The organism is Pantoea sp. SGAir0180 (assembly GCF_043546245.1).
On sequence record NZ_CP028072.1, the window covers coordinates 232,771 to 249,871 of the forward strand.

At 50.7% G+C, this 17,101-nt stretch carries 18 protein-coding genes; 8 read left to right on the forward strand and 10 right to left on the reverse strand.

Features of this window, described 5'->3' with window-relative positions:
- Window positions 1–267 precede the first annotated feature (267 nt).
- Window positions 268–2,397: a TonB-dependent siderophore receptor gene (locus tag C1N58_RS21715; protein WP_394564923.1), complete on the forward strand. Its 2,130-nt coding sequence runs from the start codon at window positions 268–270 to the stop codon at window positions 2,395–2,397.
- Complete coding sequence (locus tag C1N58_RS21720) at window positions 2,384–3,517, forward strand: ABC transporter substrate-binding protein (protein ID WP_394551038.1); 1,134 nt, start codon at window positions 2,384–2,386, stop codon at window positions 3,515–3,517. Before C1N58_RS21715 ends, C1N58_RS21720 begins: the two co-directional genes overlap by 14 nt.
- 48 nt (window positions 3,518–3,565) lie before the next feature.
- Here C1N58_RS21720 and C1N58_RS21725 read toward each other — a convergent pair whose 3' ends face one another.
- The 9 genes from C1N58_RS21725 to C1N58_RS21765 form a co-directional block, all read right to left on the reverse strand.
- Entirely contained in the window at window positions 3,566–4,537 is a 972-nt protein-coding gene (locus C1N58_RS21725) for an XdhC family protein (protein ID WP_054634046.1), read from the reverse strand.
- Entirely contained in the window at window positions 4,534–5,103 is a 570-nt protein-coding gene (locus tag C1N58_RS21730; RefSeq protein WP_289368371.1) for a nucleotidyltransferase family protein, read from the reverse strand. The genes C1N58_RS21725 and C1N58_RS21730 overlap by 4 nt, the downstream gene beginning before the upstream one ends.
- A 22-nt stretch (window positions 5,104–5,125) precedes the next feature.
- Complete coding sequence (locus tag C1N58_RS21735) at window positions 5,126–7,465, reverse strand: xanthine dehydrogenase family protein molybdopterin-binding subunit (RefSeq protein ID WP_394551035.1); 2,340 nt, start codon at window positions 7,463–7,465, stop codon at window positions 5,126–5,128.
- Entirely contained in the window at window positions 7,462–8,454 is a 993-nt protein-coding gene (locus C1N58_RS21740) for an FAD binding domain-containing protein (RefSeq protein ID WP_394564924.1), read from the reverse strand. Before C1N58_RS21740 ends, C1N58_RS21735 begins: the two co-directional genes overlap by 4 nt.
- On the reverse strand, window positions 8,451–8,939 hold the full coding sequence (locus C1N58_RS21745) for a (2Fe-2S)-binding protein (RefSeq protein WP_033742349.1): 489 nt from the start codon (window positions 8,937–8,939) through the stop codon (window positions 8,451–8,453). The genes C1N58_RS21740 and C1N58_RS21745 overlap by 4 nt, the downstream gene beginning before the upstream one ends.
- Window positions 8,940–9,162: 223 nt before the next feature.
- Window positions 9,163–9,984 carry a metal ABC transporter permease gene (locus C1N58_RS21750; RefSeq protein ID WP_058702585.1) on the reverse strand — a complete coding sequence of 274 codons (822 nt, stop codon included), beginning with the start codon at window positions 9,982–9,984 and terminating at the stop codon, window positions 9,163–9,165.
- 2 nt (window positions 9,985–9,986) lie between these two features.
- Entirely contained in the window at window positions 9,987–10,835 is an 849-nt protein-coding gene (gene sitC / locus C1N58_RS21755) for an iron/manganese ABC transporter permease subunit SitC (RefSeq protein WP_054687852.1), read from the reverse strand.
- A complete protein-coding gene (locus tag C1N58_RS21760) occupies window positions 10,832–11,650 on the reverse strand; it encodes a manganese/iron ABC transporter ATP-binding protein (protein ID WP_058708871.1) in 819 nt (272 codons plus the stop codon). Before C1N58_RS21760 ends, sitC begins: the two co-directional genes overlap by 4 nt.
- Window positions 11,647–12,504: a metal ABC transporter substrate-binding protein gene (locus tag C1N58_RS21765; RefSeq protein ID WP_394564925.1), complete on the reverse strand. Its 858-nt coding sequence runs from the start codon at window positions 12,502–12,504 to the stop codon at window positions 11,647–11,649. The genes C1N58_RS21760 and C1N58_RS21765 overlap by 4 nt, the downstream gene beginning before the upstream one ends.
- 352 nt (window positions 12,505–12,856) lie before the next feature.
- Between C1N58_RS21765 and C1N58_RS21770 the strand changes: the two genes are divergently transcribed.
- The 4 genes from C1N58_RS21770 to C1N58_RS21785 all read left to right on the forward strand — a co-directional run bounded on the left by C1N58_RS21770 (window position 12,857) and on the right by C1N58_RS21785 (window position 14,487).
- Window positions 12,857–13,165 (forward strand): hypothetical protein, encoded by a 309-nt coding sequence (locus C1N58_RS21770; protein ID WP_240156271.1) that lies wholly within the window; start codon window positions 12,857–12,859, stop codon window positions 13,163–13,165.
- A gap of 227 nt (window positions 13,166–13,392) precedes the next feature.
- The gene (gene ycgZ, locus C1N58_RS21775) at window positions 13,393–13,638 is read left to right on the forward strand and encodes a regulatory protein YcgZ (protein WP_033742343.1); all 246 of its coding nucleotides are present in this window, start codon (window positions 13,393–13,395) and stop codon (window positions 13,636–13,638) included.
- A 164-nt stretch (window positions 13,639–13,802) separates the two neighbouring features.
- The gene (locus C1N58_RS21780; RefSeq protein WP_394551030.1) at window positions 13,803–14,090 is read left to right on the forward strand and encodes a hypothetical protein; all 288 of its coding nucleotides are present in this window, start codon (window positions 13,803–13,805) and stop codon (window positions 14,088–14,090) included.
- A 142-nt stretch (window positions 14,091–14,232) separates the two neighbouring features.
- On the forward strand, window positions 14,233–14,487 hold the full coding sequence (locus tag C1N58_RS21785; protein ID WP_054634055.1) for a biofilm/acid-resistance regulator YmgB/AriR: 255 nt from the start codon (window positions 14,233–14,235) through the stop codon (window positions 14,485–14,487).
- A gap of 598 nt (window positions 14,488–15,085) precedes the next feature.
- Here the strand turns inward: C1N58_RS21785 and C1N58_RS21790 are convergent.
- Window positions 15,086–15,811: a YoaK family protein gene (locus C1N58_RS21790; protein ID WP_394551028.1), complete on the reverse strand. Its 726-nt coding sequence runs from the start codon at window positions 15,809–15,811 to the stop codon at window positions 15,086–15,088.
- A gap of 321 nt (window positions 15,812–16,132) precedes the next feature.
- On the opposite strand from C1N58_RS21790, the gene C1N58_RS21795 reads away from it, so the two are divergent.
- The gene (locus C1N58_RS21795) at window positions 16,133–16,465 is read left to right on the forward strand and encodes a hypothetical protein (RefSeq protein ID WP_394551026.1); all 333 of its coding nucleotides are present in this window, start codon (window positions 16,133–16,135) and stop codon (window positions 16,463–16,465) included.
- A gap of 22 nt (window positions 16,466–16,487) precedes the next feature.
- A complete protein-coding gene (locus C1N58_RS21800; RefSeq protein ID WP_006122018.1) occupies window positions 16,488–16,859 on the forward strand; it encodes a RidA family protein in 372 nt (123 codons plus the stop codon).
- The last annotated feature ends 242 nt before the right edge of the window (window positions 16,860–17,101 follow it).

Here is a 17,101-nt window from a genome sequence, read left to right on the forward strand (position 1 = left end):
TTTGCCAGAATAAGTTTTTTAATTCATGAAAATTAATGACTTAAAAATATAAAAACAGTTAAATCATCGTTAATACACTCTCCTGGAAATGTAGTAAAAATAAATGTTTTTATATTTACTACTACATTACTCAATGATTGAATGATTCTCAATTACAAAACAGCCTACCAGGACGGACGCAAAAACCTCCACCTGAAGGCGACCCCCCCCACGTTTAACGTGGCCTTTTACGTTTATTTTGTTTTTGATGATCAGCGAAAAAATATAATGAAAACACGTCCAGGCGAGAGTAAGAACCTCAGATTTCAGCAGGCTTTAATAGTGGCGATCTGTTCCAGCGCCTGGCTTCCGGCCGGTAACAGCCTTGCCGCCACCGGGGATGATACCGTCACTGTCACCAGCGATGCTGACCGTGAAGAGGGCTATGCAGCCACCACCAGCAGCGTTGGCAGTAAAATGCCGACAGCGCGTCTCGACGAGGCCCAGTCTGTCAGTACCGTGACACAACAGCAGCTTGATGATTATCAGGTCAGCAATCTGAGCGATGCGATGCGCTTCGTCAGTGGTGTTGCGGAAGCCAACACGTTGGCAGGAACAGAGGACGGTTTCGTTCGCCGTGGCTTCGGTAGCAATTCTGATGGCTCGATATATCGCGATGGTATACGAAGCAGCCAGGGGTTAAATCTGGATGCGACCACGGAGCGGGTTGAGGTACTCAAGGGATCGGCATCTCTGCTCTATGGCATTCAAAATCCGGGCGGTATCATCAACGTCATCAGCAAAAAACCACGCTATTCATGGCAGTCTTCCGTCAGTGGGCGCTACGCAAGTGAAGGCGGTGGAGCCGGTACGCTCGATGTCACCGGCCCGCTGGGTAATGGTTTTGCTTTCAGGCTCATCGCAGAGAAGCAGAGTCAGGATTACTGGCGCAATTTTGGCAGTGATGCGCATTCTCTGCTCGCGCCGTCATTGCAATGGTACGGTGAGAAAGCCAGCCTGTTGGTCAGCTACAGCGACTATCGTTATGACATTCCTTACGATCGCGGTACCGCTTTTATTAATGGCGCACCACTCGATGTCGGTTACAAACAGCGACTGGATGACAAAGCGAATCATGCCTGGGGACGTAATCAGGCACTGAACGCGCATTACGACTGGCAGTTCAACGACAGCTGGAGCACGCGCCTGACGCTTGGCTGGAATCAGCGCCGTTATGACAATAACGAAGTTCGGGTCACGGCGATTAATCCTGCTACCGGCGTGGTTACCCGGCGCGCCGATGCCAATCGCGGATTTAATCAGCAAACCAAATATCTGTCATGGGACGTCCTGGGGAATCCGGAGATATTCGGCATGGCGCATGCGCTGGTCTTCGGTACGGATTATGAAATGAACCAGACGTACCGGGCGCACCAGTATCAGGGCAAAAATGACCGCCGCTTTAACTACCTCAACCCCACTTATGACCTGCTGTCACCGGTAACCGACAGCACAACCGAAAATACGGCAAATGCTAACAACCTTAACCGTATCCACAGCCGTTCGGTCTATTTGAAAGACAGTATTTCGCTTACTCCAGACTGGATTGCGGTCATTGGCGGACGTTATCAACATTACGAACAACGCGCGTCAAAAGGATTTAATCCGGTCGTTGAAACGCTGAATGATGAGGGAAATACCTTCCTGCCACAAACCGGACTGATTTACAAAATTACACCGGATGTTTCGCTCTATGCCAGCATGAGTAAATCGTTCACCCCATCGACGGATGTCGACGATGAAGGAAACGTCAGTAAGCCTGAGCAGGGCACCACCTGGGAGGTTGGCAGCAAATGGCAACTTTCTCCGCGCCTCTTCGCCTCGCTGGCGCTGTACAGAATCGATGAAAAGCGGATGACACTGAACATCAACGGTACTAACCGTCCGATCAACAAGGCGCACTCGCAGGGCGTTGAGGTTGAGCTTAATGGTGAAGTGGTCCAGGACTGGGATGTCAGTGCCAGTTACAGCTATGACAACGCTGAAATTGTCGATGACCGGATTAACCCGGCGAATAATGGCAATCGCTTACAGAACGCACCAGAGCAGTCCGGTGCGCTTTACCTGAGCCATAATCTGATCGTCAGCAACGTGCCCGGTGATTTTCGTGTCGGCGGCGGCGCCCGCTATGTTGGCAGTCGTGCTGGCGATTCTGACAACAGTTTCACCTTACCGGATTATGTCGTAGCGGACAGCTTTATTGCCTGGAACAACGCGTTGCTGGGCAAGAAAACACAGATACGACTGAATCTGAATAACCTGTTTAATAAACACTATTACACGTCGAGCGGCGGAAACCTGCGCGTACGTGAAGGTGAAACCCGCAACCTGATGGTACAAGCCCGTGTTGAATTCTGATTTCTGTAAGCGCAGCCTGCTACGAACGCTCCTGCTGTTGGCTTTGACCTTCAGTAGCCTGGTCTGGGGCAAAACCATCACCGATATCAACGGCGATAAGGTCACCGTTCCCGACCATCCTGTGCGTATTGTGCTGGGCGAAAGCCGGATGCTTTACACCTACGCACTGCTGGAGCCCGGCAACCCTTTCAAAAGGCTGGTCGGCTGGCCCGAGGATCTGAAAAAGTACGATCGTCAGACATGGGATATTTTCGCGCGTCAGTTTCCTGAGATGCAGCATATCGCGTCATTAGGTCAGGAGGGATCAAATGACATCAACCCTGAGAAGGTGATCGCATTACAACCCGATGTGGTAATTTTGCCGGCACTGGCGCGCAGCAGTGAGGCCGGACAACGGCTGGAGCGCGTCCTGAAATCCGCGCATATCCCGGTCGTGAAAATCGACCTGCGGGTGCATCTCCTTGAAAATACGACCCGCAGCGTAGCCATTCTGGGAGAGGTGCTCGATCAGGGTGAGCGAGCCTCGGCTTTTAATGGGTTTTATCAGCAACATATGCAGACCCTTGCGCAGCGCCTCGCTCAGTTTCGCGGGAAGAAGCCCACCGTACTTCTGCAGTTGCATCTGGGACGTCGAAATGAATGCTGTGTGACGTCGGTAAACGGCAGCCTTGGTGAGATACTGGCGTTTGCCGGCGGCGAAAACATTGCCAGCAAAACGGTTTCCGGCGTTTTCGGCCGGTTGAATGAAGAAACGGTGATTGCGTCACATCCGGACTTCTATTTTGCAACGGGCAGCGGCGATCGTAATGATACGTCCGATTTGCGTATTGGCCCTGCCATCACGCAGGCTGAAACGCGCGCCTCGCTGCGGCAACTGACCGCGCAACAAACGGGCCTGAAGTCGTTGCGTGCGTTGCAGGACGGCCACGCGGCGGCCCTGTGGCATAATTTTTACCTCAGCCCCTGGCACGTTGTCGCGGCAGAATTTTTTGCCAAAACGCTTCATCCCGCGCTCTTTAACGATATTGATCCTGAAAAAACGCTGCGCCAGCTGTTTACTGATTTTCTGCCGGTTCCGTATTCCGGCACCTATTTCTGTCAGCTGACACCCAATACCTGATCACGGATTGTCCGGCGGCGTAATGGTGACGCCGGACAACGCAACGTCTTAACAGTGATTTTTTACCCGTACGATGTCGGCCATGACAGACAGCGCGATTTCCGCGGGGGTTTTACTTCCGATAGCCAGACCAACAGGCGCAATGATCCGTGCGAGCTCATCGTTATCCAACCCTGCAATGGTCTGTAAACGCGACTTGCGCCTGGCCGTATTTTTAGCGGACCCCATAATGCCAATGTAAAACGCATGAGTGTTGACCGCTTCCATCATGGTTAGCTCATCTATGCGCGGATCGTGGGTTAATGAGACGATGGCTACCGCAGCATGCGCACCGTTGAGCTCCAGCCAGCGCGCGGGATGCTGAGGGACGATCGTAATCGTATCCTGGCCCGTAAAATGACCTTCCAGCTCACTTAACATCTCTGAGCGATGCTCACATACTCGAACATGAAAGCCCAGGATTTGTGCCAGCCGGATGCACTCAAAGGCCACGGTAGAGTAACCTGCCACCAGCAATTCCGGGACGGCACCAACCGGTAACACGACCTCTGGATGCTGATAACGAAGCACCGGCAGCGCCGCCGTCATCGCCATAGTTTGCCAGGTGGCACGTTTGCTCACAGTGACCGTTTTGAGCAGTCGTGTTTTGCCACGCAACGCCTGATGCATCGCTTGTAACATCTGGCCGCTGTCGTTATCGGCAACCAAATATTCCACCAGCACGTCGAGGCTACCGCCACAGGGCAACTGCACCTGCGTTTGCCTTCCGCCTTCACCATAACGGACAACCTGACTGTGGATGCGGTAATGCCCCTCAGCCAGCCGTGCCAGAAAGTCTTCTTCTATACAGCCGCCGGAAAGCGAGCCGCATCCTTCTCCACTGTCACTGATCACCATCATCGTGCCAGGTGCGCGCGGTGAAGAGCCCCAGGTCTGCAACACAGTGCACAGCCAGACGGCCCGTCCCGCATGATGCCAGCCTAATGCCGTTTCAATCACTCGTTGATCTAACGTCATCATGGGCTGCACCTCATTCGCCGTAAATCATCCGGATAATCAACATCCTCCAGGCAACCGCGATCCCGAAGTGGCACGTAATGTACAGGATGATGTTGTAACAGTTGCTGCGCACCAGTATCACCGGTCAGCTGGCGCAGCGCGGGGAAAAAAGCGGCCGAAAAACCCACAGGATGACCAGCACGGTCGTCAACCCAGGGACGCACCAGCGGATACGTGCTTAACGCCCTGTTTACCGCCCTGTAGCTTGCAGCGGTAAGCCACGGCATATCGCCCAGCGCCACGATCACGCCATCATAATCCGTGCAGGCACTGACGCCCGCCGCTATCGACTCGCCCAGCCCGGCGCTGGCACACAACACCCGCACCGCATCACCTAGCAGAGAATGAATGGCCACGTCTTCGGGACGCGATACCACGACCACCTCCATTCCGCTCGCCCTCGCCTGATCAAGCGTATGTTTCAGCACGGCTTTGCCATTCAACGCCGTCAGTAGCTTATGTTCGCCACTGGCATGCCGAAACCGGCGGCCCATCCCTGCCGCCGTTAATACAATGGCCGTTTTCATCTCAGCGCGTTCCTTCGCATGTTTAGAGAATCTTATCCAGCGTGATGGGCAGATCGCGGACCCGCTTGCCCGTAGCATGGTAAACCGCGTTACTGATCGCGGCCGCCACGCCCACGATGCCCAGTTCACCCACCGTTTTGCCGCCCATCCGGGTCGCTTTATAATCCGGCAGGCCAACATCAATCGTGGTAATCGCCGGGATATCCGCGTTCACGGGAATCAGATAATCGGCAAGATTGTTGTTCAGCACTCTGCCGTTGCGCGGATCGATAATGCCTTCCTCAAGCAAGGCCTGTCCCACGCCCATAATCATGCCGCCAACCCACTGACTGCGGGCCAGTTTGGGGTTATAAAGCCGGCCGCTGTCAAACGCCGCGACCATACGTTTAATCCGGATGGTGCCAAAGTCCTCGTCCACTCTCACTTCGACAAACTGTGCACTCCAGCTGTGTGCGGAGACGTCTTCCGGGCGGCTCATTTCACCCAGGCTACCGGTCACACTGTCCCGTTCCTCGGCAGACATATCCGCTGAGAACGTGCCGCCTTCGACGCACAGCACGGATGCATTCGTCAGGCTGACCAGTGCACCAAAAGAAACAGTCTGAGAAGGGTTAGCGGTAACACAAATCGCCCCGTTCGCCAGGCTGAGTTCATGCGGAGGGATGCCTTTCAGAGGCGAGCCCGTTAATTCGCTTGCGAGCGTGACTAAGCGCGCGCGCATTTTTTTGGCGGTGTCATCAACCGCAGCCGTCAGGTTTCCTGCCAGCTGAGAGCCCCCCGCAACGCCGGCTCGTGGCAGTTGCGTATCGCCCAGTTCAACTTCAATGCAGTGTGAATCCACCCCTAAGATATCAGCGGCGGTTTGCGCCAGAATCGTGTACGTCCCGGTGCCGATGTCAGCTCCCGCGCACTGCACAACAATCTGCCCCTGAAAGGAAAGCAGGATTTTTGCCTCAGCCGGCATGGTATTAACCGGATACGTGCCCGATGCCATGCCCCACCCAATTAATTCACGCCCTTCGCGCATCGAACGGGGCGCCATAATGCGTTTATCCCAACCGAAGGCTTCCGCCCCTTTTTCATAGGCTTCTTTCAGACGACGTGAACTCCAGGGCAACCCCAACTGATAATCGTGATCTGCCCAGTTGCGTAAGCGAAAGGCCAGCGGATCGAGATTTAGCGCATAAGCCATTTCATCCATCGCCACCTCAAGCCCGAATGCACTGGGATTCTCACCCGGTGCGCGCATCCAGCCTGGCGTGACGGTATTGATGGGCCTGACCTGGTGCTGCGCCGAGAGATTTTCAATGGCGTACATGCGCCCCGTCACCTTACTGCAGTTTTCAGCGAAGACATCAATCAGTGACGTTTCACTGAAGCTGCGCAAAATCACCGACTGAATTTTCCCGTCGCGTGTCGCTCCCATCTCCAGCTGCTGTGAGGTGGCAGGACGCCCCCCTAAACCCGTGAAGGTTTGTGGCCGCGTCAGTGACACGCGAACCGGACGATTAAGCGCGCGCGAGGCCACGCAGGCCAGCGCTACGTGCGTATAAGGCACTGGCTTAGAGCCAAAACCTCCACCCACATAGGGCGAGATGACGTGAACATCTTTTGGCGAGATCCCCATCCATTCGGCGATTTCAACCTGCGCCCCTGCCACCCACTGGCTGGGTTCCCAGACGGTTATGCGGCCCTGCTCCCAGTGTGCAATACAGGCATGGGGCTCCATCGGCATGTTATATTCGCGTGGCGTGGTATAACGCTGATTAATCCGCACGTCCGCACGTTCCATGGCGGCCTGAGCCTCACCTAAATCGATGTCCTGCTTTGTAGTCGGCTTAGGCTCCACCCCTTCATCCGTCGCCGAGATCAGAGCAGGCGTCGTCTCATAGTGGATATCGACAAGGGAAGCGGCATAAGTTGCCTGTTCAAATGTCTCTGCTACGACCAGGCCAATGTTCTGACCATTGTGAATAATCACATCGTCCTGAATGGGCGTATAGGTTGTCTGCGCCGCACCGCCATCAGCGATAGCCGTCGGCTTATTGATTCTAAGTGAATTAAGATGCGTATAAACGGCAATCACACCTGTCGCACGTTCCGCTTTGGCCGTATCGATATTTGAGATGCGGCCACTGGCAATTGTCGATTGCAGGACGACGCCATGCAGCACGCGGTCGGGCTTATGCTCTACAGCATAACGGGCTTTTCCCGTGACTTTGACCTTGCCCTCACCGCGGGTTCGCGGTGTGCCAAGACCGGAAGGGCTGGCAGAGGCGCGACGGTGAGGATTGACGCTTTGCTTATCCGCGGACAGCACATCGTTGTCGGACCGCGCCAGGCCGTTGTTATGTTTTGTCATGCCTGCTCCCCCGCAGCCAGCAGCGCGCGGGCAATCACGCGCGGCGTTAACGTTATTTTGTAAGCGTTGTGCGCCAGCGCGCGCGTTTCCTGAGTGATTAATTCTGCGGCCTTATACAGGCTTTGTTCCTCAAACCGTTGTCCGGTTAACGCATGCTCCACATGACGGGCACGCCAGGGCTTGGTTGCGACACCACCTAAGGCGATATGAACGGTCTCTATCCGTCCCTGCGCAAGTGTTAATCCCACGGCCGCACTCGCGCTGGCGAATTCGTAAGAAGTCCGATCGCGTACTTTCAGGTAATGGGACTGTTTTAATGCTAAGGAACGGGGAATCTCGATGGCGACGATAATTTCATCGGGTTGTAAGGCGTGCTCATGCTGCGGCGTCTCGCCGGGCAACAGAAAAAAGTCGTCAACCGGAATGCGCCGCGTATCCTGATGGCTGTTTTGGACAATAATCGTCGCGTCAAAGGCCGTCAGCGCGACGGCCAGATCACCAGGATAGACCGCCACACATTGTTCACTGCCGCCCAGAATAGCGTGACTCGCATTGATGCCGTGCAGCGCTGCACATCCTGAGCCCGGCGTGCGTTTATTGCAGGCGGAAAAGGTGGCCGGATCGCGGTAATAGGCGCAACGGGTACGCTGGCAGAGATTGCCGCCGATGGTTGCCATATTGCGGATTTGAGGCGACGCCGCCTGCCACAGACTGCTATACAGCGCGGGGGCCAGGGCCTCACAATCAGGATGACTGGCCAGTTCACTCATGGTGACCAGCGCCCCAATGGTGATTTTATCGTCGCGGAATTCGAGCGTTGACAGATCCGACAAGCCGGCAATATCGGTGAGGAGTGAGGGAGTCAGTACGCCACATTTCATCAAATCAAGTTGCGTCGTTCCGCCCGCGATAAGCTGATTGTCAGCGTGCTGTTTAGCGCCTGCTGCATCCGTTACTGACCGGGCAACCTGCCAGCGAAATTCGTTCATCGTACGTCCTCCGCCATTTCAGCTGCAGCCTGCTTTATCGCATCAATGATAAAAGGATACGCGCCACAGCGGCAGAGATTACCGCTCATGTATTCACGAATCTCGTCGTCTGAGCCTGTATGACCTTCTTTAATACAGGCGACCGCAGACATAATCTGCCCGGGCGTGCAGTAGCCGCACTGAAAACCGTCATGTTCAATAAAACAGCGCTGTACCGGGTGCAGCTCACCCGATGCCTGTTCCAGACCTTCAATCGTGGTGACGGCTTTTTCTTGCGTCTGAACAGCCAGCGTCAGGCAACTCAGGACACGCTGACCGTTCACCAGCACTGTACAGGCGCCGCACTGGCCCTGATCGCATCCTTTTTTAGTGCCGGTCAGATCAAGATGATCGCGCAGTGCATCTAATAATGTGACGCGAGGATCGACCGTTAACTGCCGGGTCTCACCATTGACCTGCATCGTGAGTGGTATTTTTTCTGACATTATCTGTTTCCCATGGTTGCAGGGCCGGTTACGTGATATGAGGCTTATCGCTAACGGGCGAAATTAAAAACGTGAAGCGCGGATAACCCTGATGTTTACATGCGTATGTCCGTCATTAGGTTTAGCACTTATTTTTTGGGTCGGAGATAAAAACGAGAAGAATGTCTGCTGTGCTTGACGCTGACCGTCCAGACAAGGGTGACGGTCAGCGAAACAGCGAAGATTAATGGGCAGGTAAACGTGGGCCTTTAACGTGCGTGATCAACAAACTGATCATAAAAACGAAAGCGAATAAGACAACGATGGTCGGTGCTGGGGCACTGTCGATAAAAAATGACAAATATACACCGCTGAGCGATACCATTACGGAAATGAGAGCGGCCAGAATCAACGCATGTGAAAAACGACGTGTCAGTAAGACAGCAATCGCGCCGGGCGCAATCAACAAAGAAATGGAAAGAATGATGCCCACCGCTTTTAACGTCGCCACAATCGTCAGAGAAACCATGGCTAACAAGCCATAATGCAGCCAGCGCACCGCCAGGCCACAAGCCCGCGCCTGCTGGACATCGAAACTGAATACCATCAGGTCACGCCATTTCAGGATAACAAGTATTACCACTGTCGCAGCCATCGCCCCTGTCTGAATAATGTCATCACGGCTGATTCCCAGCATATCGCCAAAGAGAATATGGTCGAGATGAATCGCGGGTTTTAACGCAACAAACATAATCAGGCCGGTGGCAAACATGCCCGAAAAAACAATCCCCAGTACCGTATCCTGTTTGATTCTGCTGTTATCTTTAAGATAGCCGCTGGCAATCGCGCAGAAAAAACCCGCGCTGAAAGCGCCTGTGGCAAGTGGTAATGACAGCATCCATGCCAGCACAACACCGGGAAACACGGCATGGCTCATGGCATCCCCCATCAGCGCCCACCCTTTCAGAACCAGAAAGACAGACAACAGCGCACAGGGAATAGCAACGATACAGGCAATTAACAGGGCGTGGTTCATAAAACCAAACTGAAAAGGTTCAAGCCACATCATCATATCTCCTGCATCCGGCGACGCCGATGGTTCGCGAGTAAACCGTGCTTAGGTGCAAACACAAAAGCCAGCAGAAACAGCAACGTCTGGGCCACCACAATGATTCCTCCTGTCGCACCATCGAGATAATAACTTGCCCAGGCACCCGCAAAGCTGGTCAGGCTGCCGATGGCGACAGCAATAGCCAGTAAACGTGGAAAGCGATCGGTCAGCAGCCATGCGGTTGCGCCCGGTGTTACCACCAGACTGATTACTAAAAAAGCCCCAACCGTTTGTAATGCCGCAACGGTTGAAACTGCAAGTAAGGTGAAAAACAGTATTTTGAGCCGTCCCGGCTGTAACCCTACAGCGCGAGCATGGTTCTCATCGAAGAAAGCCACCATTAAATCTTTCCATTTGAAAAATAAAATCGTGGCAGACGTGATCCCGATAACGGCCAACTGAACAATATCTGCGGGGGCGATAGCCAGAATATTGCCCAGTATGATGGTTTGAATATTCACCGACAGGGGATTCAGTGAAACCATAAACAGCCCTAACCCAAAAAACGAAGAAAATACCAGACCAATAATGGCATCTTCTTTTAAACGTGTACGCTGATTCAGCACTAGCATGCTCCCCGCCGCTAATCCCCCCGACAGGAATGCACCAAAGGCAAACGGAAGCCCCAGCATGTACGCGCCTGCCACGCCCGGCACGATAGCGTGCGACAGCGCATCACCGATAAGCGACCAGCCTTTTAGCATCAGGTAGCATGAAAGGAAGGCACACAATCCACCCACCATTGCGGCAATCCACATGGCATTCAACATGTATTGATAACTGAAGGGTTCAAATAATAGCGTCATGGCTGACCTCGTACTGAACGCCTGTCAGGCGATGCGGGTAAAAGAGGCTTATCATCCATGACCTCACGCAGCTCACCCTCAACCATCGCATGGCGAAGTACACCGCTAAATGCCCGTTCGAGATTTGCCTGTGTAAAGGTGGTGCGCGTCGGCCCACTGGCCAGAACGGTACCTTTGACCATCACGGTGTAGTCACAAAATGCCATCACCGAACTGAGGTTGTGCGTTGAGACCAGCAGGGTTTTCCCTTCATCGCGCAGTTCACGCAACAGACTAATGATTTTGGCTTCGGTTTTTACATCGACGCCTGTAAAAGGTTCGTCCAGTAAAATTACCTCTCCCTGCTGAGCAATGGCCCGGGCGAGAAAGACACGTTTTTTCTGACCGCCTGAGAGCTCGCCGATTTGCCGCTCCCGGTATTCGAGCATATCTACCCGTCCGAGCGCAGCCATGACTTTGTCACGATCCTGTTGTCTGGGCCTGCGCATCAGACCCATGTGACCATAACGCCCCATCATGACAACATCCTCAACCCGGACAGGAAAAGACCAGTCGACCTCTTCTGCCTGCGGCACATAAGCCACCAGACTACGGCGTAAGGCCTGTCGCGTTGTCATACCGAGGATACTGACCGTACCTGCACGGACAGGAACAAACCCCATCAGCGCTTTAAAAAGCGTTGATTTCCCCGAGCCATTGACGCCAAGCAATGCGGCAATGGAACCGGCTGGCACGCAAAAACTGGCCTTGTCGAGGGCAATATGGCCATTGCGGTAGATTACCGAGAGGTCAGAAACATCAATTGTCGGCGTCATTGTTTTTTCATCCCATCATTAATGCCTTTCACCAATGTCTGAGTGGTGACCTTAAGTAAGTCCAGATACGTTGGTACGGGTCCACTGGCGGTACTGAGAGAATCGACATACAGAACGCCGCCATAGTGCGCCTGTGTTTCACGTGCTACCTGACGAGCCGGTTTATCCGATACGGTGCTTTCACTGAAAATAACGGGAATGGCATGTTTCTTCATCTGGTCAATAACCTGGCGTACCTGTTGAGGCGTCCCCTGCTGATCGGCATTGACAGGCCAGAGATAACGTTCCTTAAGCCCCAAATCGCGCGCAAGGTAGGAAAATGCCCCCTCGCTGGTCACGAGCCAGCGTTTGTTCTCAGGGATGTCGGCGATTTGTTTTCGGAAAGGCTCAAGCGATGCGATGATTTTCTGCTTATAGGCAGAGGCGTTCTCCGCATAGATCTGGGCATTGGTCGGATCATATTTACTCAGCGCGTCACGAATATTGTCGACATAGATAAGTGCATTATCGGGCGACATCCACGCATGAGGATTGGGTTTGCCATTGTAAGGCCCCTCCCCTATCCCCATGGGCTCGATTCCGGCAGAAACGACAACGTCAGGTACGCCTTTCAGGTGCTGATAAAAGCGCTGGAACCATAGCTCAAGATTCAGGCCGTTAGCCATCACCAGTTGCGCCCCCTGAGCCCGCTTTATGTCTCCGGGCGTCGGCTGATAATCATGAATTTCTGCTCCGGGCTTAGTGATGGATGTTACTTCAGCCGCCTCCCCCGCGACATTTTTTGCCATATCGGCAATAACGGTAAATGTCGTTACAACTTTAAATTTTTCAGCGGCATGGCTGTTTGTTGTCATTGCAACACCGAGCATGACACTCAGCGCGGTTATCCAATACCTTTTAAACCTGTTCATCGTACTGTCCTCAGCTTAATGCGCAAATATAGCTCGTGCTAACTTGTATAGCACAAGCTATAAATCAGGGACAGAAACACTTTGTGAAGTTTTTTAATGAAATGAATGGAAGTTTCATTTTTTCTGACAGGAGGTATGTAATTCGTTATTTTAAAGAGTAAAAAATAGATCCACCCCTCTCCAGCTAATGCAGATTTTCTGCCTAAACAGGTGCACTGAGTTCGTGTAAGCGTACAAACAGCGCTGTACGGTAAGGCGGATTGTATTCTTTGCTAAAATTACGAATGTGGAACACATGCCAAAGGAGGTTATTTTGCTACTTTCACAACAGTATCTGACTAACACTATCATTGGCGAGGCCGCTCTGAACCTAATAGCAATTAATCAGGACGTAAGTGTTGAGTCCCTGGTGGATGAGCTCAGGGTAATGAAAGAATCTGAAGTTGATGAAAAACGACTTCTACAACTGGCCGATGCAACAAAGTGGCTCATGGGATTCAGAAAAATCGGTGCACGGTCATCTGCCGGCACAGGCTGGTCTGCACGCAAGCACCCTTTTTCAGCGTCTTCTGACAATGACTATGATGATATTTTCTTTAAATAGTAATAAGCTTGTTTTTCATCCCTGTTGGTGGGAAACAAGCTTAACCGCACGCCATAATTGTTAAAAAAGTTTAAACGCCAACCTCTATAACCCTCTGTTTTACCTCAATTAGCACTTTTTGCACAAAAACATTCCTTCAAGATCATCAAAATTCTGTACAAGTTTTTAAACTATGTATAACTTTCGCTTAGCGGCGAAGTATATTTTAACCACTTGAGGATATGAGCATGCGTCAGAACGGACATGCACCGGATAATACCAGCGACATTGCCCGTTATTTTAACCAGGCCAGCCAGCCCTCTCAGCAGGAAACATTGGGCGAAATTGTTGTGGAACTCCTGCGCGCTGGTCAAACGCTCTCTCGTAAAGCTATCTGCAGTAAACTTCTCCATCGTCTTGATGGGTGCGCTTCATCAGAACAACAGCAGCATTATCAGGCCCTGATTGGTTTGCTGTTTAGCCGTGAAGGCTGATAAATTTTGCATTAATCGTTAATTCGTTTTTAAAGTAAATTCTGATCGGACAGTACTGCGTTTAGTCACAGGGAGTGTACTGTCCACAGCTGACGCGGGAAGGTTAGCTGTCCCCGTCATCGTGACCGGACTATGGCCACACATTCGTAATCAGAGAAGCCAGTATGTACAGAAGTGAAGAAGAAAAAATAACGGATGTGATGATAGGTGAGGCCGTGCTGACCTTACTCAAGTCCGAAAGTCCGATTTCCAGCAATGCATTAATTGCCCAGCTTGAGGTGATGGCGGGCGAAACGGAAGATGCAACACGACTGCATGCGATTAAAGTTGCCATCATTGAAGTGCAAAAAGGAATGGCTTCTGCAAACAGTCGTCGAAGAGTGGATCTTTCCGAACGTGATAAGCACCGTTTAAACAATGATGGTCCGCCTGAAGGTTCTAAAAAGCACTGAGCTTAATGTTTGTGGCTGGTCATCAGGCAATGATGCGGTGTGATTGCAGACAGGTAAGTTACCTGATTAACCCTGATAAATAATAATACTGTCGGCTGACTTCCTGCTATTCAACTGACAATTTTCTTAGAGAATTGAGACTATGCAACAGAGCACATCAGATTTAGCCATCATCGAATTTTTCCGCAGTGAGGGCGATCACCTCGCCAAAGAAACTGAATTGCTTGGTCGGGTAATCAGAAATATTGTCAGCGATGAAAAACGCGTGACAAATAAAGCTATCATTCTTTACTTAATTGCTGAACTTGAGTGCACTGACGATGCAACTCAGACAGAACTGTTACGCAACACACTGGAGATTGTCGTAGGCCGTACTCCGGACGACGCAGGCATTTAATGTTCATGCCAGGAAATGAAATCATTAGCATTTCCTGGCTCCCCCTACCCTGCAACACCTTGATATAGCCATAAACATTAATGCATTTTACGCGCAAAAAAATGGATGGCGCGCTTGCAAAGAAGTTTAACTCTCTTATCACCGCTGTCCTGACTCATACGAAATAGTGCATCTGTAATTTGATGAAACTGCACGGGCTAGCCCATCTTTAAAAGCTTACTGACTACTTCTCCAATCGACGCACGAATATCGTTGTCTTCATGGTTATTCACATAACCTCCAACTGGTGTATATATATACAGACTAACATTTTTATAATGTTAAAAACAAAGAAGATTACCGAAATATAATGTAAGCGAAGCGGTAGTATTGCGTTATGTTCTTGATTTCATTCCGGGTTATATCTTTTTGAATTAATATATCTGGCAAAATTTCCTTCCCCGAATAAGTTGACAAAATACGACATTAAGTAAATTTATATTTCATGACACGGCAGAATAAGAAGAAAATTTAGTGATGCCTACGTTAGTGCTGAGGGTTAGCTTTCGGGTTATATCAAAGACAGGGCAGCTTAATCGCTGCCCAATGAAATGAGATTTTAAAACTTCCTTGCATTATTTAAGGCGATGAGGATTGCAATTGTTGCCAGGATGATCAGAAAAATACCTAATGCAATCATCGCATTGAATGCATAAGCTTTAAAAAGAATTAACCCGATAATACAGCCCGACAAAAATGAAAAAACGGTAGTCAGGTGCGTGTGTAACTGCTTTTGAGCAAAACGTCTGTCGCAGGGCTCGGCACGAGAAACAAACGATGACACGTACGTTCCGAGTGCAATACCGGCATCTGTAAGCGTCCCTGTGATATGGGTTGATCTGACACGGCCGTTCGAGAGTTGGGTTGACGTCGCATTATGCACTCCCATCAGGAATGCCAGTATCAATAAGACCTCATCATTATAGCTGGGAGAATAGAAAAGTTTTTCAAAAACCGAAGCAAGCGTGAGCGCTATCCCTTCAGCCAGAATGATCAGACAAAAAACCGTTCTGATTTTTCGCCTTTCTCCAGCTATGATAAATAATCTTGCCGCTGTACATCCAATAACAAACGCCGCGATTAACCCGGCAAGGAATGTCAAACTGTCAAAATCTGACGTAAAAACTTCAGTAGAAATTTGAGAGGTGTTTCCGCTCATATGTGACGGGAAAAAACCAAATGCGCCAAGCGCCATCGCATTCAGTATCCCGGCGGTTGTGGCTAATGCCAGAGCAAGATAACGGTCTTCTGTATGTGAACGCAACTTCTTCTTTTTTATCAGCACCCGATTCCCCTACTGTTTTTTACACCATTGATGATTTTACTTTTATACATTTTTATCATAGTAAAGTTTAAAAAACGCAGCGCTAAATACGGACAAGTCTGCATGGGTAAGCGGTTAATTGTATTGATATTTATGTGCTTTATGGGAATAGTGGTTACATGTAAAAAATTCAAAAGACTTTTAAGATTTTTTTACGCATCAGCAAAAATTTTTTTTGTACCCCTTTCTCTGATGTATTTAACACTGCTGCCAATTTATGGCAGGATACGCCCCCTGAATTAATCCATCACAAGCCATATGTAAGATTTTCAAGGTCAGGTCATGAAAAGAAGTCACCGTAAATTTATTATTCCTGTGGTTATTATATTTGTTTGTCTGGCCTGGTGGCTCATCCCACATTATGATGCTGAACACGAGGCTTATTATGTTTCAGTGCTTTGCGCGGTGCCCCAGCAAAATGAACAACAGTTATACAAAGCAATGCGCACTGTCATTGAAGGCAGTAATTCTGACTATGCATTGCAAAAAATCCATTTTATCCCGGGACTGGCTAAACGTGTCATCACTGTCTGGAAAAATCTGACGCCCGACCAGCAGCAACTCGCCGCCAGTAATAACACGCAGTGCCAGCACTTGCTCACCCACAATAAATAACTGCGCAAAGGGTCACTTAATCATGCTGCAACGCAAAAACTACGCTGCGCTGGGCCAAATAACAGCGCCATATGTCCACGCCGTCAGCCATAACGGAACACTGTATGTTTCAGGCCTTACCGCCCACGGCACGACAGCAAGCCAGCGTGACATAGCAGCTCAGGCAGAAGCGATATTCGATCAGCTTGAGGTTATCGCCAGCGCTGAGCAAACGTCGTTAGAGAATTTGATAAAGGTGACCCTGTTCATTACTTCATTCACTGATATTGATGCACTTCGTAAGGTATTGTTTAAACGCTATGGCACCGCTCTCCCAGCCAGTTCACTGGTTCAGGTTAACGCCCTCTTTGCACCTGAATTGTTAATTGAGATTGAGGCGATCATTGCACTTTAAGAAAAGTTCGCCCTGCCCTTTTCATACGTGTAATGTCACCAACGGGTAAGAACATGCTTTTCGCACAGCATGTTCTTAATGTATTTTCCATCACCTATCCTTTTCTGACTTCACATCATTTCAGATAAGTGCAGTACATGTTTGCTCTGCACGTTGACATGGTATTCCTCTTATGACGCCGGCTTTTATACTTTCCCCTCTTGCCTATCTGGTTTTCAGGCATGCTCAACGCGAAAGATGCT

Coding starts and splice junctions, on each gene's coding strand:
- C1N58_RS21715 (WP_394564923.1), top strand. CDS start 268: ATGAAAACACGTCCAGGCGAGAGTAAGAACCTCAGATTTCAGCAGGCT.
- C1N58_RS21725 (WP_054634046.1), bottom strand. CDS start 4,537: ATGATGACGTTAGATCAACGAGTGATTGAAACGGCATTAGGCTGGCAT.
- C1N58_RS21730 (WP_289368371.1), bottom strand. CDS start 5,103: ATGAAAACGGCCATTGTATTAACGGCGGCAGGGATGGGCCGCCGGTTT.
- C1N58_RS21735 (WP_394551035.1), bottom strand. CDS start 7,465: ATGACAAAACATAACAACGGCCTGGCGCGGTCCGACAACGATGTGCTG.
- C1N58_RS21740 (WP_394564924.1), bottom strand. CDS start 8,454: ATGAACGAATTTCGCTGGCAGGTTGCCCGGTCAGTAACGGATGCAGCA.
- C1N58_RS21745 (WP_033742349.1), bottom strand. CDS start 8,939: ATGTCAGAAAAAATACCACTCACGATGCAGGTCAATGGTGAGACCCGG.
- C1N58_RS21750 (WP_058702585.1), bottom strand. CDS start 9,984: ATGTGGCTTGAACCTTTTCAGTTTGGTTTTATGAACCACGCCCTGTTA.
- sitC (WP_054687852.1), bottom strand. CDS start 10,835: ATGACGCTATTATTTGAACCCTTCAGTTATCAATACATGTTGAATGCC.
- C1N58_RS21760 (WP_058708871.1), bottom strand. CDS start 11,650: ATGACGCCGACAATTGATGTTTCTGACCTCTCGGTAATCTACCGCAAT.
- C1N58_RS21765 (WP_394564925.1), bottom strand. CDS start 12,504: ATGACAACAAACAGCCATGCCGCTGAAAAATTTAAAGTTGTAACGACA.
- C1N58_RS21770 (WP_240156271.1), top strand. CDS start 12,857: ATGCCAAAGGAGGTTATTTTGCTACTTTCACAACAGTATCTGACTAAC.
- ycgZ (WP_033742343.1), top strand. CDS start 13,393: ATGCGTCAGAACGGACATGCACCGGATAATACCAGCGACATTGCCCGT.
- C1N58_RS21780 (WP_394551030.1), top strand. CDS start 13,803: ATGTACAGAAGTGAAGAAGAAAAAATAACGGATGTGATGATAGGTGAG.
- C1N58_RS21785 (WP_054634055.1), top strand. CDS start 14,233: ATGCAACAGAGCACATCAGATTTAGCCATCATCGAATTTTTCCGCAGT.
- C1N58_RS21795 (WP_394551026.1), top strand. CDS start 16,133: ATGAAAAGAAGTCACCGTAAATTTATTATTCCTGTGGTTATTATATTT.
- C1N58_RS21800 (WP_006122018.1), top strand. CDS start 16,488: ATGCTGCAACGCAAAAACTACGCTGCGCTGGGCCAAATAACAGCGCCA.